This window comes from Candidatus Deferrimicrobiaceae bacterium (assembly GCA_036504035.1).
Lineage (GTDB): Bacteria > Desulfobacterota > Deferrimicrobia > Deferrimicrobiales > Deferrimicrobiaceae > JANXPS01.
Genome location: DASXVV010000006.1, coordinates 94122 through 116996 on the forward strand (window position 1 = coordinate 94122; position 22875 = coordinate 116996).

The 22875-nt window shown below is 66.3% G+C and carries 21 protein-coding genes; 9 read left to right on the forward strand and 12 right to left on the reverse strand.

Annotated features, from left to right (window positions below; genetic code table 11):
* Positions 1-2: 2 nt before the first annotated feature.
* Genes VGK27_01775 through VGK27_01785 form a run of 3 tightly spaced genes read left to right on the forward strand, consistent with a single transcriptional unit; the run spans position 3 to position 2850 of the window.
* On the forward strand, positions 3-761 hold the full coding sequence (locus VGK27_01775; protein HEY3488832.1) for a (Fe-S)-binding protein: 759 nt from the start codon (positions 3-5) through the stop codon (positions 759-761).
* A complete protein-coding gene (locus VGK27_01780) occupies positions 758-2182 on the forward strand; it encodes a LutB/LldF family L-lactate oxidation iron-sulfur protein (protein ID HEY3488833.1) in 1425 nt (474 codons plus the stop codon). Before VGK27_01775 ends, VGK27_01780 begins: the two co-directional genes overlap by 4 nt.
* Positions 2170-2850 carry an LUD domain-containing protein gene (locus tag VGK27_01785; GenBank protein HEY3488834.1) on the forward strand — a complete coding sequence of 227 codons (681 nt, stop codon included), beginning with the start codon at positions 2170-2172 and terminating at the stop codon, positions 2848-2850. Before VGK27_01780 ends, VGK27_01785 begins: the two co-directional genes overlap by 13 nt.
* On the opposite strand, the gene VGK27_01790 is transcribed toward VGK27_01785, so the two are convergent.
* Positions 2823-3083, reverse strand: a complete 261-nt coding sequence (locus VGK27_01790) for a cytochrome c (GenBank protein HEY3488835.1) — start codon at positions 3081-3083, stop codon at positions 2823-2825. The two genes, VGK27_01785 and VGK27_01790, sit on opposite strands and share 28 nt — an antisense overlap.
* A gap of 23 nt (positions 3084-3106) precedes the next feature.
* Positions 3107-3466 carry a cytochrome c gene (locus tag VGK27_01795; GenBank protein HEY3488836.1) on the reverse strand — a complete coding sequence of 120 codons (360 nt, stop codon included), beginning with the start codon at positions 3464-3466 and terminating at the stop codon, positions 3107-3109.
* 110 nt (positions 3467-3576) lie between these two features.
* Between VGK27_01795 and VGK27_01800 the strand changes: the two genes are divergently transcribed.
* The 4 genes from VGK27_01800 to VGK27_01815 all read left to right on the forward strand — a co-directional run bounded on the left by VGK27_01800 (position 3577) and on the right by VGK27_01815 (position 7958).
* Positions 3577-3741, forward strand: a complete 165-nt coding sequence (locus VGK27_01800) for a hypothetical protein (protein ID HEY3488837.1) — start codon at positions 3577-3579, stop codon at positions 3739-3741.
* A 10-nt stretch (positions 3742-3751) separates the two neighbouring features.
* Positions 3752-4714: a hypothetical protein gene (locus VGK27_01805; GenBank protein ID HEY3488838.1), complete on the forward strand. Its 963-nt coding sequence runs from the start codon at positions 3752-3754 to the stop codon at positions 4712-4714.
* On the forward strand, positions 4711-5502 hold the full coding sequence (locus VGK27_01810; protein HEY3488839.1) for a tRNA (adenine-N1)-methyltransferase: 792 nt from the start codon (positions 4711-4713) through the stop codon (positions 5500-5502). The genes VGK27_01805 and VGK27_01810 overlap by 4 nt, the downstream gene beginning before the upstream one ends.
* A 137-nt stretch (positions 5503-5639) precedes the next feature.
* Positions 5640-7958, forward strand: coding sequence for a hypothetical protein (locus tag VGK27_01815; GenBank protein HEY3488840.1), 2319 nt, complete (start codon positions 5640-5642; stop codon positions 7956-7958).
* A 126-nt stretch (positions 7959-8084) separates the two neighbouring features.
* On the opposite strand, the gene VGK27_01820 is transcribed toward VGK27_01815, so the two are convergent.
* From VGK27_01820 to VGK27_01860, 9 genes are read right to left on the reverse strand one after another with little or no spacing between them, the layout of a single operon-like run.
* On the reverse strand, positions 8085-8660 hold the full coding sequence (locus VGK27_01820) for a hypothetical protein (protein HEY3488841.1): 576 nt from the start codon (positions 8658-8660) through the stop codon (positions 8085-8087).
* An 11-nt stretch (positions 8661-8671) separates the two neighbouring features.
* A complete protein-coding gene (locus tag VGK27_01825) occupies positions 8672-9619 on the reverse strand; it encodes an SDR family oxidoreductase (protein ID HEY3488842.1) in 948 nt (315 codons plus the stop codon).
* 13 nt (positions 9620-9632) lie between these two features.
* Positions 9633-10949, reverse strand: coding sequence for a nucleotide sugar dehydrogenase (locus VGK27_01830; GenBank protein HEY3488843.1), 1317 nt, complete (start codon positions 10947-10949; stop codon positions 9633-9635).
* Between the two features lie 15 nt (positions 10950-10964).
* Positions 10965-11939 (reverse strand): electron transfer flavoprotein subunit alpha/FixB family protein, encoded by a 975-nt coding sequence (locus tag VGK27_01835; GenBank protein ID HEY3488844.1) that lies wholly within the window; start codon positions 11937-11939, stop codon positions 10965-10967.
* The gene (locus VGK27_01840) at positions 11939-12697 is read right to left on the reverse strand and encodes an electron transfer flavoprotein subunit beta/FixA family protein (GenBank protein ID HEY3488845.1); all 759 of its coding nucleotides are present in this window, start codon (positions 12695-12697) and stop codon (positions 11939-11941) included. Before VGK27_01840 ends, VGK27_01835 begins: the two co-directional genes overlap by 1 nt.
* Positions 12694-13077, reverse strand: coding sequence for a VanZ family protein (locus VGK27_01845; GenBank protein ID HEY3488846.1), 384 nt, complete (start codon positions 13075-13077; stop codon positions 12694-12696). Before VGK27_01845 ends, VGK27_01840 begins: the two co-directional genes overlap by 4 nt.
* Positions 13078-13081: 4 nt before the next feature.
* Positions 13082-14155: a dTDP-glucose 4,6-dehydratase gene (gene rfbB, locus VGK27_01850; protein ID HEY3488847.1), complete on the reverse strand. Its 1074-nt coding sequence runs from the start codon at positions 14153-14155 to the stop codon at positions 13082-13084.
* A 4-nt stretch (positions 14156-14159) separates the two neighbouring features.
* Complete coding sequence (locus VGK27_01855) at positions 14160-14615, reverse strand: dTDP-4-dehydrorhamnose 3,5-epimerase family protein (protein HEY3488848.1); 456 nt, start codon at positions 14613-14615, stop codon at positions 14160-14162.
* A gap of 25 nt (positions 14616-14640) precedes the next feature.
* A complete protein-coding gene (locus VGK27_01860; GenBank protein ID HEY3488849.1) occupies positions 14641-15993 on the reverse strand; it encodes a UDP-glucose/GDP-mannose dehydrogenase family protein in 1353 nt (450 codons plus the stop codon).
* Positions 15994-16405: 412 nt separating this feature from the next.
* Between VGK27_01860 and VGK27_01865 the strand changes: the two genes are divergently transcribed.
* Together VGK27_01865 and VGK27_01870 are read left to right on the forward strand one after the other, a co-directional pair.
* Entirely contained in the window at positions 16406-20389 is a 3984-nt protein-coding gene (locus VGK27_01865; protein HEY3488850.1) for a hypothetical protein, read from the forward strand.
* Between the two features lie 74 nt (positions 20390-20463).
* Entirely contained in the window at positions 20464-21156 is a 693-nt protein-coding gene (locus VGK27_01870; GenBank protein ID HEY3488851.1) for an FKBP-type peptidyl-prolyl cis-trans isomerase N-terminal domain-containing protein, read from the forward strand.
* Positions 21157-21174: 18 nt separating this feature from the next.
* On the opposite strand, the gene VGK27_01875 is transcribed toward VGK27_01870, so the two are convergent.
* Entirely contained in the window at positions 21175-22869 is a 1695-nt protein-coding gene (locus VGK27_01875) for an MraY family glycosyltransferase (protein ID HEY3488852.1), read from the reverse strand.
* Positions 22870-22875 lie beyond the last annotated feature (6 nt).

Here is a 22875-nt window from a genome sequence, read left to right on the forward strand (position 1 = left end):
CCATGCCCCCTTCCCCCCCCGTCACCGCGTCGCTGTTCTTCACCTGCATGGCCGACGCCCTCTACCCGAACGTGGCGATGGCCGCCGCGACCGTACTCGAGCGGTTCGGCGTCACGGTGCGCGTGCCGCCGGCGCAGACGTGCTGCGGCCAGCCGGCCTTCAACTCCGGCCACCGGAAGGAAGCTCGGAAGATGGCAGCCGGATTCCTCCGGGCGTTCGACGGCGAGGGGTACATCGTGACCCCCTCGGGCTCGTGCGCCGTGATGGTCAAGGAGATGTACCCGGTGCTGTTCCGCAACGAGCCGCGGATGCTCGACCTCGCCTGCGCCGTCGGCGAGCGCGTCTACGAGCTGTCGCAGTTCCTCGTCGACGTCCTGGGCGTCACCGACCCGAAATCGGCTTTCAAGGGCAAGGTCACGCTCCACGACTCCTGCCATCTGCTGCGGGGGCTGGGCGTCCGCGAACAGCCCCGCACGCTGCTGCGCGCCATTCCCGGCGTCGAGCTGGTCGAGATGGAGCAAAGCGACCGCTGCTGCGGATTCGGCGGCGTCTTCTCGGTGAAGAACCCGCTCGTCTCCTGCGCGATGGTCGATAAGAAGATCGAGCGGATCCTGGCGACCGGCGCGCAGTACGTCGCCTCCGGCGACCTGGGATGCCTCATGAACATCGGGGGCGCCGTTTCCCGGTCGGGCTACCCGGTCAAGCCGATCCACCTGGCGGAGATCCTGGCCGGCCCGCCGGCCGATGGGAACGCCCCGTGATCCCGCGCTGCCACGATTTCACCCGCAACGTCGCCCGCGCACTGTCGAACCGGAATCTCCAGTCCGCCATCTCCCGAACGACCGACCGCTTCCTGTCGCACCGCGACGCGGCCGTCCGGTCGTTCCCGGGCGATTTCGAGGCGGCGCGCGAGGCGGCCTCGCAGCTGAAGCTTTCGGTCCTGCGCGATCTCGACGTCCACCTGTCGCGCTTCATCGAAGAAGCCGAGCGGCGGGGAGCATCGGTCCACGTCGCGCACGACGCCGCCGAGGCGCGCGAGATCGCCGTCCGGATCGCGCAGGAAGAAGGGGTCAAGCTCGCCGTCAAGTCCAAGTCGATGGCCACCGAGGAGATCGCGCTCAACGAGGCGCTCGAATCGGCCGGCGTCGAGGCGGTCGAGACCGACCTGGGCGAATACATCATCCAGCTCGCGCACGAGGCGCCCTCGCACCTGATCGCACCCGCCGTCCACAAGACGCGCGAGGAAGTGTCGCAATTGTTCGTCGACAGGTTGGGGGAACCGTATACAGAGGAAATCCCCGAGCTGGTCGCGATCGCCCGCAGGCATCTTCGCGACAAGTTCCTCTCGGCCGGGATGGGCATCAGCGGCGCCAACTTTCTCGTGGCCGAGACCGGGTCGATCGCGATCGTCTCCAACGAAGCCAATGCCCGGATGGTCACGACGCTGCCGCGCGTTCACCTCGCGGTCGCCTCGATCGAGAAGGTGATCCCGAAGCTTTCCGACCTGCCGGCGATGCTGCGGCTGCTGACGCGCAGCGCAACCGGGCAGCCGATCTCCTCGTACGTCTCCGTGTTGACCGGCGTCCGCCGCCCCGGCGACCTCGAGGGGCCCTCGAAGCTGCACATCCTGCTGGTCGACAACGGCCGCAGCGCGATCCTGAAAGGCAAGTACCGCGAAATCCTCAAGTGCCTCCGATGCGGCGCCTGCCTCAACATCTGCCCGGTCTACCAGACCATCGGCGGGCACGCTTACGGATGGGTCTACCCCGGCCCGATGGGCTCGGTACTGTCGCCGCTGCTGCTGGGGCTCCGGGAAGCATCGGCGCTGCCCGACGCCAGCACGCTGTGCGGCGCCTGCGCCGACGTCTGTCCCGTCAAGATTCCGCTGCCCGACCTGCTGCTCGAGCTGCGCGGCGACGCGCGGGCGCAGGGGCACCGGACGCCGGGCGAGGTGGCCGGGATGAAGGGATTCGCCGCGATGATGGGACGAGCAGGCCTCCTCGAGGCATTCGAGCGGATCGCCGGGGTCGTGTCGCAGCTCCTGTGCAAGGACGGGAAGATCCCATGGCTGCCGTTCGGGCTGTCGGGCTGGACCGACCGGCGCGACTTTCCCGCGCCCGCCGTTCAACCGTTCCGGAAGCTCTGGAAGATCAAGCGGGGGATCGCGCCGTGGAACCGCTAGGCCGCAAGGATGCGCTGCTGCGCCGGCTGCGCGTCGCCCTGCACGGTCACGACGAAGCGCGCCCGGCCCCGCCCGCTCCGGAACTGCGCGAGGCAAGGCCCGCGACGCCCGCCGAGCGCGCGGCCCGCTTCTCGGGCGCGCTCCGCGCCGCCGCGGGCACGGTCCTGTCCGGATCCGCCTACGCCGTGCTACCGGCGCTCGGCGAAGCGCTCCGGGGCGCCGGTGTCAGCGCGCTGCTCGTGCCCGAAGGCGACCCCGCCGCGCGCGCGCTGGCCGATGCGCTGCTGCCGCTGGGCCCGTTCCGGCTGGCGTCGACCTCCGAGTTGCTGCACGGGAAGTCGCCGGTCACCGCCGGGATCCAGTCGGCCGAATTCGCGATCGCCGAGAGCGGCACCGTCGTCCAGACCGGCCGCCAGGGCCGGACGCTCTTGCCCGGGCTCGTCACCGACGTTCACGTCTCGCTCGTATCGCCCGATATTCTCGTCGACCGGATGGAGGACGTTTTGGCGACGCTCGCCGCCGACCCGCCCCGCACGATCGCGTTCATCACCGGGCCCAGCCGCACCGGCGACATCGAGCAGACACTCACCCTGGGTGCGCACGGGCCTAGGGCGCTGATCGCGGTCCTCGCCGAAGCGGATTACTTCCCGGTCGCCTTGACGAGGTAGCTGGCGATCGCCTGCGCCTCGGGATCGGTGACCCGGGCACCTTTGTCCTTCATCCGCGCAATCGTCGCTTCCCACTCCGCCTTGTCCTTGGACGCCGACAGCGCCCGGCTCGCGGCGTGGCACAGCGTGCACTTAGACTCGAACAGCGCCTTGCCGTCCTCGGCCGCAAAGGCCGCGGACAGGGCGAGGCACAGGACGGCTGAAACCGGTACGGCCCATCGCATCTTTCTCATCGGCGATCCTCCCTCTGCCCCGGCTACTTCTTGCCGTGTTCTGCGGTCAGGAAGTCGACGATCCTGGTGGCGTCGTCGTCGCTGATCGACCCGGGCTGCTTGGCCTGCATCTTCTTGACGAGAGCGACCCATGCCTCGCGCGTTTCCTTGCGGGAGGTCGCGCGTTCGACCGTGTGGCAGATGGAGCACTTCTGCTCGAAGAGCGCCTTGGGCTCCGCGGGCGCGGCAGCCGTAGCGGCCGGGGCGGCAGGCGCGACGGCCGGGGCGGCGGCAGGCGCGGCGGGCGCCTCGGTCTTGGGCGCTTCCTGCTTGGAGCAGGCGACCAGGGTAGCGACGGAGACGGCGGCGATCAACGACAGGGCAATACGCTTGTTGGGCTTCACGGGATCGATCCCTCCTTTTGGTGGTGGTCCTGTTGATGGTGGTCCTGCGGCATACCTGCAATGGTACAATGATGCGCATGATCTGTGTCCGGATTCCCCAAAAAAACAGGATGCTGGAAATTCCCGGCCCCCGCCTCGTCAAGGACATCCTCCTCGAGACCGGCCATCGTCCCGCCACCGTCATCGTCACGATGGGCAAGCGGCTGCTGACGCGCGACCACCGGGTCGACGACGGCGAGACGATCGATATCGTCTCCGTCGTTTCCGGAGGATGAGTCCCCTCTCATGAAGTGCAAGCGGTGCCGCAAGGCGACCGCGGCCGTCGAGCTTCGCAGCCACAACGCCGCGTTCTGCCCCGAATGCTTCTTTCTCTTCTTCCGCCGCCAGGTCGAGGAGGGGATCCGCAAGCAAGGCCTCCTCGCGCACAACGACCGCGTGCTCGTCTGCGTCTCGGGGGGCAAGGACAGCCTCGTCCTGTGGGACGAGCTGCTCGAGATGGGCTACGACGCCGAGGGGCTCTATATCGGCCTCGGCATCCCCGGCTACTCCGACCGCTCGAAGGAAAAGGTGCTCGCGTTCGCCGAGGCGCGCGGGAAGAAGCCGATCGTCGTCGACCTGCGCGACGAGGGGGTCCCTATTCCCGAGGCGGCGCGCGCCAACAAGAAGCACGAATGCTCGGTCTGCGGCGTGGTCAAGCGCTACTTCTTCAACCGCGTGGCGGCCGAGGGCAACTTCACGGTCGTGGCCACCGGGCACAATCTCGACGACGAGTCGGGGCGCCTGCTCGGCAACCTCCTCCACTGGCAGAAGAGCCACATCGCCCGGCAGCACCCTTTGCTTCCGGCCGACACCGACGGGCTCGTCCGCAAGGTCAAGCCGCTGTGGCGCCTCTCCGAGCTCGAGACCGCGTCCTACGCCTTCCTCAAGGGGATCGATTTCGTAATCGAGGAATGTCCGATGAGCACGGATGCGACGTCGCTCGTCTACAAGGAAGCGCTCTCGCTGATCGAGGACAAGATGCCGGGCAGCCGCTTCGCCTTCTACGCGGGCTTCCTCGACCGCGCCAACCCGGTGCGCGAGGCGATGGCAACGGCCGCAGCGATCGAGGCCGCGAGCTTCGTCCCCGGCGCGGCGCCTGCCGCACCGCGCGGGACTTGCGACGCCTGCGGGGCGCCGACGCTGTCTTCCACCTGCGGCTACTGCCGGATGAAAGCAAAAACCAAGGCTTCCCACAAGGAGAACACGTGAGCGTCCGCAACCCGAAAGGCCCGATGCGTGCCGGCGAAGACGTGATCATCGTCGATCCGAAGGGCGAGGAAAAAATGCTGGTGCTCGTCCCGGGCAAGGTCCACGGGACGCACAAGGGGAACCTTCAGCACGACGATATCATCGGGAAGCCCGACGCCGGCCGGGCCTGGACCCAGATGGGCGCCGAGTACCGCTATTTCCGCCCCACCTACATCCAATACGTCATGAACCAGAAGCGGCACGCGCAGATCATCTACCCGAAGGACACCGGGCCGATCCTTTTGTGGGCCGACATCTTCCCCGGCGCCACGGTGGTCGAGGCGGGCATCGGCTGGGGCGCGTTGTCCGTCAAGCTGCTCGAGGCGATCGGGCCCGGCGGCAAGCTGGTCACTTACGAAATCCGGGAGGATTTTGCGGAGAGCGGCGCGAAGACCGTCGCGCGGTTCCTGGGGGACTGCCCGAACCACACCGTCAAGGTGGGCGACATCTACCAGGGGATCGCCGAGCGGGAAGTCGACCGGATCGTCCTCGACCTGCCCGAGCCGTGGCACGTCGTGCCGCACGCGGCGGAAGCGCTCGTTCCCGGCGGAATCATGCTCGTCTACCTGCCCTCCACGGTCCAGATCAAGCAGTTCGCCGATGCGGTCGTGGCGCACGGCGGCTTCACCGACCCCGACACCTTCGAGGTGATCCACCGGCCCTGGCACGTCAAGGGGCTGTCCGTGCGTCCCGTCCAGTGGATGTTCTCCCACTCCGCATTCCTGGTGAGCTGCCGAAAGCTGTCCTGATCCCGTTTCCCCTAACGATCCTGTGACATCCGCCTCCCCTTATCGCTAAAGTTCCATTCAACGATAACCGATAACCTAATAAACGCAGGAATGCAGGGGATTCAAGGCACCCAACGGTTATTGGAAAGGAGATTTGCATGAAGCAGCGGTTGTATCTTGCAGCGGGCGCGCTCGCATTGCTTTCGCTCGTCGGCTTGGGAACGGGTTGCAACAGCGCCAGCTCAAGCGACCCCGCCGCCCCATCCGACACCCTAACGGGCTCGGCGGCCTACCTCGCCGACATCAGCGCCGGCAACGGCAACGACAATGCGTCATCGACCGGCCTGGGCGGCAACGGCGGCAACGGCGCCAACGGCGCCAACGGAGTCTTCCTCGAAAGCTACGGCGTCCGCGGCATCCAGACGCTCGCGAGCGGGAAGGCCAACGCGACGTTCACGCTGAACATCCCGGCGTTCACGCCCGAATTCGGCGCCGGCGGCAAGACGATCGCAGCCAATACGACCATCTCCTTCGACTTCCCCGCCGACGGTGTCAACCAGGTCTTCTTCACGACATTGGACAACACCCAACTGATGTACAAGAACGCCGACAACACGCTTTCGGTCGTCTCCGGCCTCCGCGTCAACCCGGGCGTCACAGTCACCGTGCAGGGAGGCAACGCAGGTACCGATGCCGCCTCCATCGATCTGACGAACGACGTCGAGGTGTTCGGCACGATTCGGTCGGAGGTCGGCGCAAGCGCCCAGACCTCCCTCACGATCCGGACCGGCGGCGGCTTCTTCATCCGCACCTCGGGCGTCGTCTCCACGGCCGGAGCCGCGGACAACGCTGCCGGGACGCTGACGATCTCCAGCCTGAACAGCACCAGGAACGGCGGGCTGATCCTGAACCAAGGCACGATCGACTGCTCGGGCGGCAACTCGGCTGAAGCCTCCGGGTACGACGGAGGATACTTCTCGCTCCGCTCCGACGGATACCTGATCAACACCGGGTCGATCAAGGCCAATGGCGGCGACGGCGCCATCAACGGCGGTAACGCCCCCTACGGCGGCCAGGTCGTCGCCAACTCATACCTCTACAACACCGGGACGATCCAGGCCAAGGGCGGCAAGGGCACGTCGGCCCAAGGCGGCAACGGCGCCGGCTACAGCAACTGGCTCAATGTCTATTCCAATTATGCCAGCACCTACAACTCGGGCGTCATCGACATCTCCGGCGGCAACGGCGGCACCAACGGCGGGCACGGCGGCGATCTGTTGCTCTATAACAACGCAGCCGGCAACACTCTCAACTCGGGCGACATCGCGGGGAACGGCGGCAACGCCACCGACAACGTGGCCGCGGTCCGCGGTGGCGATGGCGGCACCATCGAGATCGACAACTACGGCGGCAACCTGGCCACCTCGGGCAACCTCTCGGTCAATGGCGGCGCCGCGCCGACGGCAGTCTCGTCTGTATACGGCGGCAACGGCGGCAATATCCAGTTCTATAGCATCTACGGATACGACAACTACGGCGGCGGCCCAGGCTTCACCGTCGCCGCCGACTGGATGGACATCTCCGGCAACCTGTCCGCCAGGGGCGGCAACGGCTACAACGGCGGAGCCGGCGGCTACCTCTCCGCCAGCTACGGCGCGAGCGATACCAACTCCTACGGCCCGAACGCGTCCAACACCGGCGGGATCCGTTTCCTCGGATACCGGAAATTCGCGTGCAACGGCGGCTCCGGGACGGTCGGCGGCAGGGGCGCCGGCATCACCTACCGCACCTTGTCTGACACCTGGGGCTACATCCAGGTCCCGGCGGGCGGCATCGCCAATGAGGCGATGCTCGAAAGCAAAGGCGGTGCGGGCAGCGCGGGCAACGGCGGCAACGGCGGCTCCCTCGACCTCCGTACCGACGACAGCACCTCCAGCCTGACCTCGGCCCCCGGCTTTCCGGTCGCCAACATCGTCAACAGCGGCTCCCTATCCACCCAGGGCGGGGACGGGACCACCGACGGCGGGAGCGGCGGCTCCATCTACTTGTGGGGCTACGACGGGCTCGCCAGCAACGCCGCAATAAACGCCTTCGGTGGCGCCAACACGTACGACAACAACTTCCGCGGCGGAAACGGCGGCGGGATCGACCTGTACGCCACGAACGGCGATGTCGCCTTCTCGGGCACCGTCAACGCAAACGGCGGCAACGGGGGCGCCCTCGGCGGCAACGGCGGCCATTTCGACATCGGGTCGCTCGTCACCACCGTCACAGGCAACGTGGCGGTCAACGGCGGCGACGCCGCCAGTACGCTGGCGGGCGCCAACGCAGGCAGCGGCGGCTACATCGATCTCTGGAGCTACCGTGCCCCGACGACCGTCGCCGGCACGCTGACCGTGACCAAAGGAACCGGCGGCAGCATCGGACTGTCGGCCACCGACGGCTATTACCACGTCGATGGCGTGGCCCTCTTCTAGGGCAACAGCCAGATCCGCCACTGGCTGCCCGTTCAAGACGGGCATGTCCAAACACGACGGCCGGGAGGGGAAACCCTTCCGGCCGTCGTGTTTCCTATTCGTCCCGTCGGAACGGAATCGCGTGTCCTACTTCCGAGGGTTCGGATCCGGCGCGCGGACCGCGATGTCGGGAAACTTCTTCAGATCCGGCAACGTCTTCCGGCCGCTCCGGATGTCGGCGCGCTCCTTCTCGCGATTCGCCGCGCGCGCCTCGTGCTCTTTCCTGACCTTTTCATCCTGTGCCCCCCGGGCCGCTTCCTGCGCCTGGCGCTCCTGTTCGGCCCGTTCGAACGCGGGAAGCCTCCCCTCGGCCTCGGCGGCGTGGCGGCGATACCGGGTCATCTCCTCTCGGTACGCCTCGATCGACGCCTTCGTCGGAACGGCGGGCGGCTTTGGAGGGGGGCCAATCTTCGCCACGACGGCTGCGGAAGGGGAACCCGCGCCGGCGGATGACGGAGATTGCAAGGCGCCCGATTCCCCGGGCGCCGCGACGCCCGGCATCAACGCGCCCCCTGGACCCGGCCGGTTGACCCCCACCGGCGCCTTGCCGCCGAAGAGCACGGCCGGTCCGGGCTCGTCTCCCCGCATCCTGCCGATTCCGAAAGCCAGCCCCCCGGCAACCGCTCCCGCCGCGATCAGGCCATACACCATCTTTCTCGACATGAACGTTCCTTTCAGCCGATCGACCGGTAGTAGTCCATCGCCCGGGCCAGCCCCTCCGAGAAACGCACCCGCGGGGCGTAGCCCAGAAGTTGCTGCGCCAGCGAGATGTCGGCCAGCGAGTCGCGCACGTCGCCCGCGCGCGGCGGCTCGAACCTCGGCGCCACCCGCTTCCCGGCCAACGCATAGATCGCCTCGAGGATGTCGAGAAGCGAAACGCGCTCGCCGCACGCGATGTTGAATACCTTCCCGCACGCTTCGGCAGGCGCCGAGCAGGCCAGAAGGTTGGCCTGGACCACGTTCTCGACGAAGGTGAAATCGCGCGTCTGCCCGCCGTCGCCGTGGACGACCGGCGCGGTTCCGGAAAGCACGGCCGTGACGAAGGCGGGGATGACCGCGGCGTAGGTCGACTTCGGAGCCTGCCGTGGCCCGAAAACGTTGAAATACCGCAGCGCCACCGTCTCGAGTCCGTAGACCGCATGAAAGATGCGCAGGTAGTGCTCGCCCGCCAGCTTCTGGGCAGCGTATGGACTCTTCGGGTTGGGGGTCATCGACTCGCGCTTGGGCAGCTCGGGGGTGTCGCCGTAGGCCGAGGAGGAGGCCGCGAACACGACGCGCCGGACGCCCGCGTCGCGCGCGGCGACCAGGACGTTGAGCGTGCCGTCGACGTTGATCGCGTTCGTCAACAGCGGGTCGGCCACCGAGCGGGGGACCGACGGGAGCGCCCCCTGGTGCAGCACGTAGGAGACGCCCTCGACCGCCCCGCGGACGGCATCGAGATCGCGCAGGTCGCCCTCGACCAGTTCGAACGCATCGCCGTAGGCTTCCGGGAACCCGGCCAGGTTCTCCCGGCGCCCGGTGAGGAAGTTGTCGAAGACACGGACGCGCGCGCCCTTCGACAGGAGCGCCTCGGCCAAGTTGGAGCCGATGAAGCCCGCGCCACCGGTCACGAGATAGGTCACTGGTGGTTCCTCCTCACAGCTTGACGATGTTCTTGCCCGGGAATCCCTTCATCGCGTTGCGTGTATCGACGACGACCTTCGAATGGCGGGACACGAGCGCGTAATCGAACGCGGCGTGGTTGGTCACGATCACGACGCAATCGGCCTTGCGAAGCGTATCTGCGGTGAACGGCACGCCCTTCATCCGCTTCCCGCCGTCCTGGAGCGTGGCCACGTGGGGGTCGCAATAGGAGAGAACGGCGCCCTTCTTCTGCAGCAGGTGGATGATGTCGAGCGCCGGCGACTCGCGCACGTCGTCGATGTCCTTCTTGTACGCCACGCCGAGCACCAGAACCTTGGCGCCGTTGACCGATTTCCTGAACCGGTTGAGCGCGTCGCCCACCTTGTCGACCGCGTAGTGCGGCATCTGCCCGTTGACGACGCCCGCCAGCTCGATGAACCGCGATTCGAAGCCGAACTGCTTCGCCTTCCAGGAAAGGTAGAACGGGTCTAGCGGGATGCAATGCCCGCCGATGCCGGGACCGGGGTAGAACGGCATGAAGCCGAACGGCTTCGTCTTGGCCGCGTCGATGACCTCCCAGACGTCGAGCCCCATCCGGTCGCACATCAGCGCCATCTCGTTGACCAGCCCGATGTTGACCGAGCGGAAGGTGTTTTCGAGCAGCTTGACCATCTCGGCGACGGCGGCCCTGGAGACGGGGTGCACGTTTTCGAGGAAGGCGCCGTAGAACGCGGCAGCCACCTTCGAGCAGGCGGGCGTCACGCCCCCGACCACCTTGGGAATGTTCCTCGTGGTGAACTTCTCGTTGCCGGGATCGACCCGCTCTGGGGAAAACGCGAAGAAGACGTCGCGTCCGACGGTCAGCCCCTTGCGCTCGGCCATCGGCACCATCACCTCTTCCGTCGTGCCGGGATAGGTCGTGCTCTCGAGGATCACGAGCATGCCCTTGTGGAGGTGCTTCTCGATCTGCTCCGCCGCGGCGACGATGTAGGAGAGGTCGGGATCCTTGGTCTTGCGCAGCGGCGTGGGAACGCAGACGTTGACCGTGTCGAGCTTTGCGATCGCCGTAAAGTCGGTGGTCGCGGAAAAGAGCCCCGCATCGACGGCCCGCTTCACCGTGGCCGACGGGATGTCGCCGATGTAGGAACCGCCGGCGTTGAGCTTCCGGACCTTGCTCTCGTCGACGTCGATGCCGACGACCGGGACGCCGGCCTCGACCAGCTCCATCGCCAGCGGCAACCCGACGTAGCCCAGGCCGATGACGCCGGCCTTGAACTTCCGAACCTTCAGGCGCTGCAGCAGATCGGGGGACGACTTGGGTGACGCCATGGGAGGAACCTCCGGTCAGGTCTGTTGGGTCTTGTCCAATGCGGCAAGGATCCCGGGGATCGCCTTGAACAGGTCGGACACCAGCCCGTAGTCGGCGACCTGGAAGATCGGCGCCTCGGGATCCTTGTTGATCGCGACGATGGTCTTCGAATCCTTCATGCCTGCGAGGTGCTGGAGCGCCCCCGAGATGCCGAGTGCGATGTAGAGCTCGGGCGCGACGACCTTGCCCGTCTGTCCCACCTGCCGGTCGTTAGGCACCCAGCCCGCGTCGACCGCCGCCCGCGATGCGCCCACGGCCGCACCCAGCCGGTCGGCAAGCTGCTCGACCAGCGAGAATCCCTCGACCGATCCCAGGCCCCGCCCCCCCGAGACGACGACACGCGCTTCGGTCAGCTCGGGCCGGGCGGACTTCGTCTCCTTGCGGCCGACGAACACGGTCCCGTCGGATTCGACCGAGAGCGCGACCGGTACGATCGGGGCGGTCGGGCCGGACGGCGAAGCCGCATCGAACGCCGTCTGCCGTACGGTGAACATCAAGGGGCTTCCCGTCATCAAGACGGCGGCGATCGCGTTGCCCGCGTACATCGGGCGCCGGACGCGCAATTCCCCCGCCTCGAGCGTCAGGCCGACGATGTCGCTCGCCAGCGGCGCGTCGAGCAGCCCCGCCAGTCGCGGCATGAAATCTTTCCCGAACGTGCTCGCGGGCGTCATCACCGCGCCGTAGCCGTGTTCGCGGACGACCTGCGCGCAGGCGGTGGCGAGGGGATGCGCCAAGCCGTGCGCGAAGACAGCCGCGTCCCCGTGCAGCACGCGCCGGACGCCGCACCCCGCGGCCGTTACGGCCACCGCGGCGGCACCCTCGCCCAGCACCAGTGCGTCGATCGCACCGCCGACCAGCGCGGACAATCGCCTGGCGGCAGTGATCGCCGACAGCGTCGACTTGCGGAACGCGCCTTCCTGGTGCTCGACGACGACCAGGATGTCGACCATCAGCCGATCACCCGGGCTTCCTCGCGCAGCAGCCGGACCAGCTCGGCGGCATCGGCAACGATTCGCCCCCCCTTGCGCGCTCTCGGCGCCTCGAAGGAGAGAACCCGAACCTTCGGCGTCAGGTCGATCCCGAGCGTCGCGGCGTCGACGACGCGCACCTCTTTCTGCCTGGCCTTCATGATCCCGGGCAACGAGGCGTAGCGGGGCTCGTTGAGACGAAGGTCGGCCGTCACCACCGCGGGAAGCGGCAGCTCGACCGTTTCGATCCCGGCATCGGTTTCGCGGTCGACCCGGATGCGCTTCCCGTCATCGAGGAATTCGATCCGGGAGGCGAAGGTGGCCTGCGGCCACGACAACAGCGCGGCCAGCGTCTGCCCGACCTGGTTGTTGTCGTCGTCGACGGCCTGCTTGCCGAGCAGCACCAGGACCGGCGACTCCTCTTCAACCACCTTGCGGAGCAGTCCTGCGATCACCAACGCGTCGGCCGCGCCTTCGAGCCGGACGAGCACCCCCCGGTCGGCCCCCATCGCCAGCGCCGTGCGGAGCTGTGCATCGGCCGCGAGCGGCCCGACCGTGACGACGACCACCTCGGAAGTCCCCAACCGCTCCCGAATGCGCAGCGCCTCCTCGACGGCGATCTCGCAGAAAGGGTTGACGATGGTCTTGACGCCGTCGAGCACGAGTCGCAGCCCGTCGGCGGAGATCCTCACCCGCTCGTCGGGATTGGGCACCGGCTTGATGGCGACCAGGATCTTCACTGGCGCTTCGTCACCAGAAACGGGAACACGGCCGGGAAGATCCCCGATGAGAGCGAGCCGATCCCGCCCCCCGCCATGTCGGCAAGCCAGTCGTTGAATTCCATCGACCTTCCCGGGATGAACGACTGGTGCCCCTCGTCGAGGGCGCCGAGAACGACGATGAACAGGACAGCGACCAGGATGGACCGCGGGACGGGATCGGAGGCCTCCCGCCGCCACAATGCGAACAGGAAACCCATGACCCCGTAGAAGCCGAGATGCGCGAGCTTGTCGGCATGGGGAAGATCGACGGGCGTTTCCAGGTTCGGGATCGAGGTCAGGGTGATCGTCAGCGCGACCCAGCCGACCAGCATCCAGAAATAGAGACGCCTGCGGCCCAACGTCTCAGCGCCCCTTGCCGGTGTACCACCGGTCGAAGAACGACCGGTATTCGCCCGATTTCACCGACCGCCACCACGGCTCGTTGTCGAGGTACCAACGCACGGTTGCGCGCAGCCCCTCGTCGAACGGCACCTGCGGGACGATCCCCAGCTCGGTGCGGATCCGGGTGTCGTCGATCGCGTAGCGCCGGTCGTGCCCCGGGCGGTCCTGAACGTATTTCATCGCGGATTCGTCGCGCCCCATGAGCCCGGTCAGCAGCTTCGTGATCTCGATGTTGGTCCGTTCGTTCCCGCCGCCGACGTTGTAGACCTCACCCGGCGTGCCCCGCAGGAGCACCCCCTCGACCGCCCGCGAGTGGTCGTCGACGTGGATCCAGTCGCGCACGTTCATGCCGTCGCCGTAGACCGGCACCTGCTGCCCCTCGTGCAGGAGCGTCACGAAGAAGGGGATCAGCTTCTCGGGGAACTGGTAGGGCCCGTAGTTGTTCGAGCAGCGCGTGGTCAGCGTGGGCAGGCCGTAGGTCTTGAAGTAGGCGCGCACCAGCAGGTCGGCCGCGGTCTTGCTGGCGGCGTAGGGGCTGTTGGGCCGAAGCGGCGAGCTCTCGGTGAATCGGCCGGTGGCGCCCAGCGACCCGTAGACCTCGTCGGTGGAGATCTGCAGGTACCGGGCGACGCCGGACCGGCGCGCCGCGTCTAGCAACACCTGCGTCCCGAGGATGTTGGTCTTGAGGAAGAGGCCGGGATCGTCGATGCTGCGGTCGACGTGCGTCTCGGCGGCGAAATTGACCACGGCGTCGGGCTTCTCATCGTCGAAGACCCGGGCGATGGCCGCCGCGTCGCAAATGTCGGCGCGGACGAAGCGATACCGGCGGTCGGCCTCGGCGTCGCGCCCGGCGACATCCGACAGGTTGGCCAGGTTTCCCGCGTAGGTCAGCGCATCGACGTTGACGATGCGCCAGCCGGGCTGCGCACCGTAGATGTAGCGGACGAAGTTGGAGCCGATGAAGCCGGCCCCGCCGGTCACCAGAAGCGTGAGTCCGCCGTCCGGGAGCCCCGTGTGCGTCGTCGCGTCGGTCACCGCGTCACCCGTCCTTCCGGGCCCAGTCGTACGGGATGTCGTTGTCGTGAGGGGGGAACCGGTATTCGTCGGGCGCCTCGGGCTTGTACGTCTCGGTGCACATGTTGATCAGCAGCGCTTCCTCGCCCGAGATCGTCTTGAAGCCGTGGAAGACGAGCGGCGGGATCCGGAGCAGGATCGGCCGGTGCTCGCCAAGGAAGTATTCGTTGACCTCGCCCTTGGTCGAGGACCCCTCGCGGCTGTCGTAGAGCACGACCTTCATCATGCCCTTCAGCACGCAGAAGTGGTCGTACTGGATCTTGTGGTAGTGCCACGCCTTGACCACTCCGGGATAGCCGGTGGTCATGTAGACCTGGCCGAATTTCAGGAACAGCGCATCGTCGGCGCGCAGGATCTCCATGAGGCGCCCCCGCTCGTCGGGAATGACCTTGAGTTGCTTGATGGCGACGCCGTCGATCATCGAAAAATCCTCCCGGGGCTCTTTTTCAGTAAAGGATCGGTTCGTGGTGCTCGATCGCCTTGCGGCCGATCGAGTGGTAGAAGAAGCCGTGTTCCCGCATCTTCCGGGGATCGTAGATATTGCGGCCGTCGAAGATCACCGGGCGCTTCATCACGCTCTTCATCAGACCCAGGTCGGGCTTTCGGAACTCGTTCCACTCGGTGACGACGATGAGCGCATCGACGCCCTGCAGCGCCCCGTAGGGCGACTCGGCGTATCGGATTTTATCGCCGTAGCGTTGCCGCGCTCCCTCCATCGCCTCGGGGTCGAAGACCGTGACCTCGGCCCCTCCCGCCAGCAGCCGGTCGACGATGTAGAACACGGGCGCCTCGCGAGTGTCGTCGGTGTTGGGCTTGAAGGCAACCCCCCAGACGGCGACTTGAAGCCCCGACAGCTTCTCGTGGAAGTGCAGCTCGAATTTCCGGAAGAAACGCTTGCGCTGTTCCTGGTTGATCGTCTCGACCGCTTGCAGGATTGCCAGCGGCGCCCCGGCGTCGGACGCCGTCTTGAGCAGCGCCTTCACGTCCTTGGGCAGGCAGGAGCCGCCGTAGCCCAGGCCCGGAAACAGGAACTTCTTTCCGATGCGGGAGTCGGACCCGATCCCGTCGCGCACCTTCTCGATGTCGGCGCCCACGGCGTCGCAGAAGTTGGCCAGGTCGTTCATGTAGGAGATCTTCATCGCCAGGAAAGCGTTGGCCGCGTACTTGGTCACCTCGGCGCTCTTCACGTCCATCACCTGCACCGGGTTGCCGGGGGGCAGGAACGGTTCATAAAGGTCGGAGAGGAGGGCGATCGACTTCGGTGAGGAGGCGCCGATCACCACCCGCTCGGGCCGGAGAAAGTCCTCGACCGCGAAGCCTTCGCGCAGGAATTCCGGATTGGAGACGACGTCGAACGCGTCCCGGCCGGCGAGATGTTGCGCGATCGCCGCGGTCACCTTGTCGCTCGTGCCGACGGGCACCGTGCTCTTGTCGACGATCACCTTGTAGCCGGCATCCGGATTGGCCGCGAGGATCTTCCCGATGTCGTCGGCCACCTGGAGGATGTATTTCAGGTCGGCCGACCCGTCCTCGCCGGGCGGCGTCGGAAGGCAAAGGAAGACGACGTCGGATGCGAGCAGCGCGGCGGCCAGGTCGCCGCCGAATGTGATGCGCCCCCGGCGCAGGTTGCGCAGGAAGATCTCCTCGAGCCCCGGTTCGTAGATCGTCACCTCGCCCGAATTGAGCTTGCCGACGATGGCCGGGTTGTTGTCGACGCAATGGACCGTATTCCCGCGTTCGGCAAGACAGACACCGGTGACGAGCCCGACGTATCCCGTACCCACGATGGCGATGTTCATTTCCAGTGCTCCTGATAGTCCTGTTGGAATTGACCGGGCGGAAACCGTACCAATTTACCGCAAAACGGGTCGAATGGGCAGGGGTAGGTGAAACCATGCGGCCCTTCGTGAATCGAACGACAAAATTGAAACGAAGTTTTTTTTGATGCAATCCCGCCAAAGGGTTGGTAGTAATAATTGCAACCGAGAACCATTACCACCAAAAAATGCCGGGCCGGTTTCGCAATTCCTCCATCCCCGGCTTGCAATATTTCGAATTCCATTCCCATGGGGGTGCACGTCGGAAAAGCCGACACGATAACCATTGCTATTTGCTCATGTTTTTTGGGGAGCGCCTTGGTACGCCCCTTGCTCCATACAGATGAACGCAGGAAACGTTAACCCGCACCACACACACTAGAAGGAGGTAAAAATGAACAGGCGAAAAATGATGCCCGTATTTTTCCTGGCATTGATCGCTGCCGTTTTCTCCTGGAGCGCGTCTCCAGGATCGGCAGCCGTCGGCCCGAACCCGGCCGTCAACTACAACGTCCCCAACTACGCCGCCAGCCCGCTCCCGACGGTCGACAACGTCGGCAACGTTGCGCCCGGCACCGGCATCCGGAAATTCATCGACTCGTTGCCGGGGCTAAACGCCGCGAACAACCTGGGGCAGAAGATCCCGGTCGCGATCGCCGACAACACCACGTTCAATGGCTCGGACTACTACGAGATCGCGCTGGTCGACTACACCGAGAAGATGCACACCGACCTCCCCGCGACCCGACTCCGGGGATACGTCCAGCTTGAAACGCCGTTCAACGCCGGCGTCAGCGCCCACATCGCCCTGAAATATCTCGACAACACCGCCATCCTCATCGGCGGCCTCCAGGCCTATGCCGTCGACAACGTGCACTACCTGGGCCCGCTGATCCTCGCCCAGAAGGGCCGCCCGACGCGTATCAAGTTCTACAACCTGCTGGCCAAGAGCGCCAACGGCGGCAACCTGTTCCTGCCGGTCGACACCACCTTCATGGGCGCCGGAGACGGCCCCAAGCAGATCGGCGTCGACAATACGGGCATGCCGATCTACGAACAGTACACCGAGAACCGCGCCACCCTCCACTTGCACGGCGGCAACACGCCGTGGATCAGCGACGGCACGCCCCACCAGTGGATCACCCCCGCGGGGGAAGTCACTTCCTACACCAAGGGCGCGAGCCAGCAGAACGTGCCCGACATGCCGCTGCCGGCCGACGGTTCCGCGACTTTCTACTACACGAACGATCAGAGCGGCCGCCTCATGTTCTACCACGACCACGCCTACGGCATGACGCGCCTCAACGTCTATGCCGGCGAGGCCGCGGGATACCTGTTACAGGATTCCACCGAAGCGGCGCTGGTCAGCTCGGGGGTCATCCCCGCCGACCAGATTCCGCTGGTCATCCAGGACAAGACGTTCGTCCCCGACAACGTGACCGCCACCGACCCGCTTTGGGACGTCGCCAAGTGGGGCGGCAAGGGCAATCTCTGGTTCCCGCACGTCTACATGCCGAACCAGGACCCGACTTCGATCACGGGCGCGAGCGACTTCGGCCGGTGGGATTACGGCCCCTGGTTCTGGCCCGTGTTCCCCGTGGCCAACGACCTGCCGGCGCTGTCCGCCGTTCCCGAGTCGTTCATGGACACGCCGATCGTCAACGGCACCGCCTACCCGTTCCTCGACGTGCAGCCCAAGAGCTACCGGCTGCGCATCCTGAACGCCTGCAACGACCGCATGCTTAACCTGTCGCTGTTCCAGGCCGACAACACGATTCTCACCGGCAATGGCGTCAACAAGGAAGTCAAGATGGTTCCCGCCATGCCCGGCACCATCGGCTTCCCGGCCACCTGGCCGGTCGATGCGCGTGACGGCGGCGTCCCCGATCCGGCGCTTGCCGGTCCGTCCTGGATCCAGATCGGGTCCGAGGGCGGCTTGCTGCCCAAGGCGGCGGTCGTCCCGCCCAACCCGACCAACTATGAGTACAACCGCCGCAACATCGTCGTGCTCAACGTCACGAACCACTCGCTCTTCATGGGTCCCGCCGAACGCGCCGACGTCATCGTCGACTTCTCCGCGTACGCCGGCAAGACGCTGATCCTCTACAACGACTCGCCCGCGCCGGTTCCCGCATCCGACCCGCGCAACGACTACTACACGGGCGACCCCGACCAGACCGCCTTCGGCGGCGCGCCGACCACGGTTCCGGGCTACGGCCCCAACACCCGCACCATCATGCAGATCCGGGTCGCCAACACGGCGCCTGCAGCCGCCTTCAACAAGGCCGCGCTCGACAACGCGCTCCCGGCCGCCTTTGCGGCGAGCCAGCCCGCGCCCCTCGTCGCGGACAACGTCTACGTGCGCATTTCCGACACCTCGCTCAACATGTCCGGCCTGCCCCAGGCGGTCGGCAGCATCCACGTCGCGGCCGGCGGCACGGGCTATACCTCCGCGCCAAAGGTCACGCTGATCGGTGGCGGCGGCACGGGCGCCGTCCTCACGGCGACCATCGCCGGCGGGGCAGTCACCGCCATCAACGTCACGAACGGCGGTTCCGGCTACGTGTCGAACCCCACCATCACCATCACGGGCGGCGGCGGCGTCGGCGCGGTGGCATCGGTCAACCTTGTGGGCTCGACCCCGATGCAGCCCAAGGCCATCCAGGAACTGTTCGACCCGTACGGCCGCATGAACTCCACGCTGGGCGTCGAGCTTCCCTTCACGAGCGCGCTGACCCAGACCACGATTCCGCTGGGCTATATCGACCCGACCACGGAGTCGTTCAAGGACAACGAAATCCAGCTCTGGAAGATCACCCACAACGGCGTCGACACGCACGCCATCCACTTCCACCTGTTCAACGTCCAGGTGATCAACCGCGTCGGCTGGGATGGCGCGATCCGGCCGATAGACAACAACGAGCACGGATGGAAGGAAACCGTCCGGATGAACCCGCTCGAGGACATCGTCGTCGCGATGCAGGCGAAGTCGCAGACGCTGCCCTTCAAACTCCCCGACAGCGTCCGCCCCCTCGACGTGACGAAACCGCTCGGCTCCACGATGGGCTTCACGGGCGTCGATCCGCTCACGGGCAGCCCGATCACCGTCACCAACGACAACACCAACTTCGGTTGGGAATACGTCTGGCACTGCCACCTGCTGGGCCATGAAGAAAACGACATGATGCGACCGGTCGTGCTGCAGGTCGCACCGGCCGCACCTTCGGGCCTGACGGCGGCGAGCACGACCATTCCGCCCCAGGTCACACTTTCCTGGACCAACAACGCCACCACCCCGGCCGCTACGTCCATCACCCTTCAGCGGGCGACCGACAACGCCTTCGCGACCGGCCTGACCACCTTCACGCTCGCCAGCACCGCCACGGGCTACATCGACAACTCGGTCGTTCTCGGAACCTACTTCTACCGCGTCCGGGCCGAGAACGCGAAGGGCCTTTCGCCTTGGACAGCTCCCGCCTCGGCGACCCTCGCCGTCACGCTGAACGCCAGTCCCGCGAGCCCGCAACCCCGGGGCACGCAGATCCTGTTTACGGCGGGAGGCGGCGCATTCCAGTTCCAGTTCCGTGCGCTCCAGCCAGGTTCGTCGACCTGGGTCGTAGCCCGCGGGTACTCGACCACCACCACCTGGACCTGGAACAGCAACGGAGTGGCCCTCGGCACCTACCAGTTCCAGGTTTACGCACGGCGCGTAGGGTCGGTAGCGGCATTTGAAGCCGTGAGCCCGATCGTGCCCTACGTGATTACCGATCCCCTCGCCGCCACCGCGGCCACCATCGGCGCCGCACCGGCGTCGCCGCAACCCGCGGGAACCTCCGTGCTCTTCACCGGCGGCGCGAGCGGAGGCCCCGGTCCCTTCCAGTTCCAGTTCCGGGCCCTCCAGCCGGGGCAATCGACCTGGGTCGTGGCCCGCGCCTACAGCACGACCAGCACCTGGAGCTGGAACAGCACCGGGGTGCCCTTCGGGACCTACCAGTTCCAGGTCTACGCCCGACGCGTGGGTTCCACGGCCGCATTCGAGGCGGCCAGCCCCATCCTGCCCTACGTGATCTTCGACAACCTCGCCGCGACCGGCGCCACGCTGGCCCCGACGACCGCGACAGTCACCGCAGGCACCCCCGTGGGCTTCACGGCCACCGGCAGCGGCGGACCCGGCCCCTACCAGTACCAGTTCCTCGGCCGGGCCGTCGGATCCACCACCTGGCTCGTTGCCCGGGCCTATAGCACGGTCAACACCTTCACCTGGGCCACCACCGGAGTCCAGCCCGGCGGGTACGAGTTCATGGTGAACGTGCGGCGGGTCGGATCGGTCGCGCCGTTCGAGGCGCAATCGACGATCAGCACCATCACGGTCCAGTAACAGGCATACGTCCGTCGGGCGGAGCTCCCTTCGGGGGCTCCGCCCCTTTCATTCCACCGACCTGGAGAATCCGCATGAAAATGATTACGGCTATCGCCTCGGTCACCCTCGTCCTGATTTCCCGTGTCTGCCCGGCCGGAGAAGTCGTCGTTCCGCAGTCCGAGAAGGACCGGATCAACTACAGCGTCGGCTACCAGATCGGAGGAGATTTCAAGAAGCAGGGCGTGGAGATCTCGCCCGAGATGCTTATCCAGGGCATCCGGGACGCCATCGACGAAACTGCGTCCCGGATGAGTCCAAAGGACATGCGACAGACGCTCGTGACGCTCAAGGCAAGCATTACCGCCGCCGAGCGCAAGCGGAAGGGCGGCGTTGGGGCTCCGGTCGATCCTCGGGCCGAGCAGACGTTCCTCGACCTGAACGGGAAGAAGGCCGGCGTCGTCATCCTCCCGAGCGGGCTGCAGTACAAGGTCATCCAGGAAGGGACCGGCGCGACACCGACGGCCAGCGACAACGTCACGGTCAACTACCGGGGAACGCTGGTCGCAGGCAACGATTTCTACGATTCGAAGAAGGTCGGCAAGCCGGCGGAGCTTGCCGTCGGCGCGCTGATTCCCGGCCTTCAGGAGGCGCTGACGCGGATGAAGGAAGGGGCTCTCTGGCAGATCGTCATACCCCCGAGTCTGGGATACCGGGAAGGGAGTCCTCTCGTAGGGAAAACGGTCATTGTCGATCTCGAACTGATTCGGGTCAACCCCGCGAAATAGATCGACTGGATCGCCTTTCTACAATCCTTTCAGCCCCAGGGAAACGAGCGCGGCCAACAGGCTTGTGGCGATCACGAAGTTCCGCCTCGGCTGCTTCCGCACCAGGATCTTGAGCGCCAGCAGCAGCGGGATCGATTCGAGGCAGGCCATCAGCAGGGCATTCCGGACATTCTCCCCCATCCCGACGGCCGGTACCAGGACCGTCGGCACGAAGATCGTGACGCCGATCAGCAGCGCCTCGAATCCAGATATCAGCATGATTTTCTTGTGCCCCGCCTGCAACTTCATGATCGACAGCACCCAGATCAGGACGATCCCGCAGAGGGCGGACAGGTAGTTATCGAGCCATACCGGAGCCGACGGCAGGAAATGGAGGATTCCAAGCAGGCAGACGCAAGCAACGTAGATGATGCCGAAGCAGATTCCGGAGTCGACTCGTTGGGAACGCCAGGGAAACAAAGCCATCATGAACGCCGCGATGCCGAATGCGACGACACCCGCCCGCCCCGGGACCCCGAATACGGCCAGCGCCGGCAGCAGCAGCCCCAGCGCGATCACCCAGGACATGCAGGGGACGGTCTTGCCCATCACGACCGCGATCCAAGCGGTCGTCTTTCCCCCGGCCCCCCGCGTCCCGAACCCGGCATCGGCTGCATTCCGTCTCCAATGCAGCCTTTGAGCCAGGAACACGGTGCCGTAGATTGCCCCCCCGAACGCGAGAATGGCAAGGAGTTGCAACGGCTCGGGCTGTTCCCGCATCGCCCACGAGATCAGCCCGAAAGAGGCCATCGCGCCATAGAGGACCGGGACCACGGCGCCGTGCGGCAGGCCGAGGGTCAACAATCGGTGATGGAGATGTGTCTTGTCGGGGAGGAACGGGTTCTGGCGGTGCCAAAACCTGCGTGCCATCACCAGCAGCGTGTCGAGGATGGGAAGGGCAAGCACGCCGGCGACGGTCACCGGATCCAGCGGAACGGCACCGCCCGGATGCACGCCGGCGACGGCGAGGCAGGCGAGCGAGTAGCCCAGGAGGAGACTCCCCGAATCGCCCATGAACAACCGGGCGGGAAAAGTGTTGTAGCGGAGGAAGCCGATCAGGGCGCCGAGCAACGCCACCGAGACGAGGAGCCCGTCGCCGTCGCGGCTGAGGAGGGCGAACAGCCCGAAGAAGACGCAGGCGATCGCGGCGATCCCCCCCGCCAGGCCATCGAGCCCGTCGGACAGGTTGAGGGCATTCATCACCCCGACCATGCAGAACACGGTGAAGGCGGGGGCGAAAATTCCCGTCTCGATCGGGCCGAAGCCGAACAGGTTCCCGACCGACTCCAGCTCGAAACCGCCCAGCCGGACGAAAAGCGTCGCGGCGATCACCTGCCCGAGGAACTTGACCACCGGACGCAGGATGTAGAGATCGTCCAGGAATCCGACGGCCACCACGGCGACCGCTCCGGCCCCGAATGCAATCAGCGTCCACGACCCATGGCGCGCCATGAGCAGCGCTCCCAGGAGGGCGGCGGCGATCGCCATGCCGCCCAAACGCGGGATGGCGCGCGAGTGGATCTTGCGGGCGTGGTCCGGCGAGTCGACCGCGCCGAGGAATCTCGCCAGCCAAGCGGTGCGGGGCGTGATAAAGAGCGACACAAGGAGCGACACGAAGAACAGCAGCGCCGCCTCCCGGTAGACGGCAGGATCGTTGGTGATCGGAATCTGCATTGGATA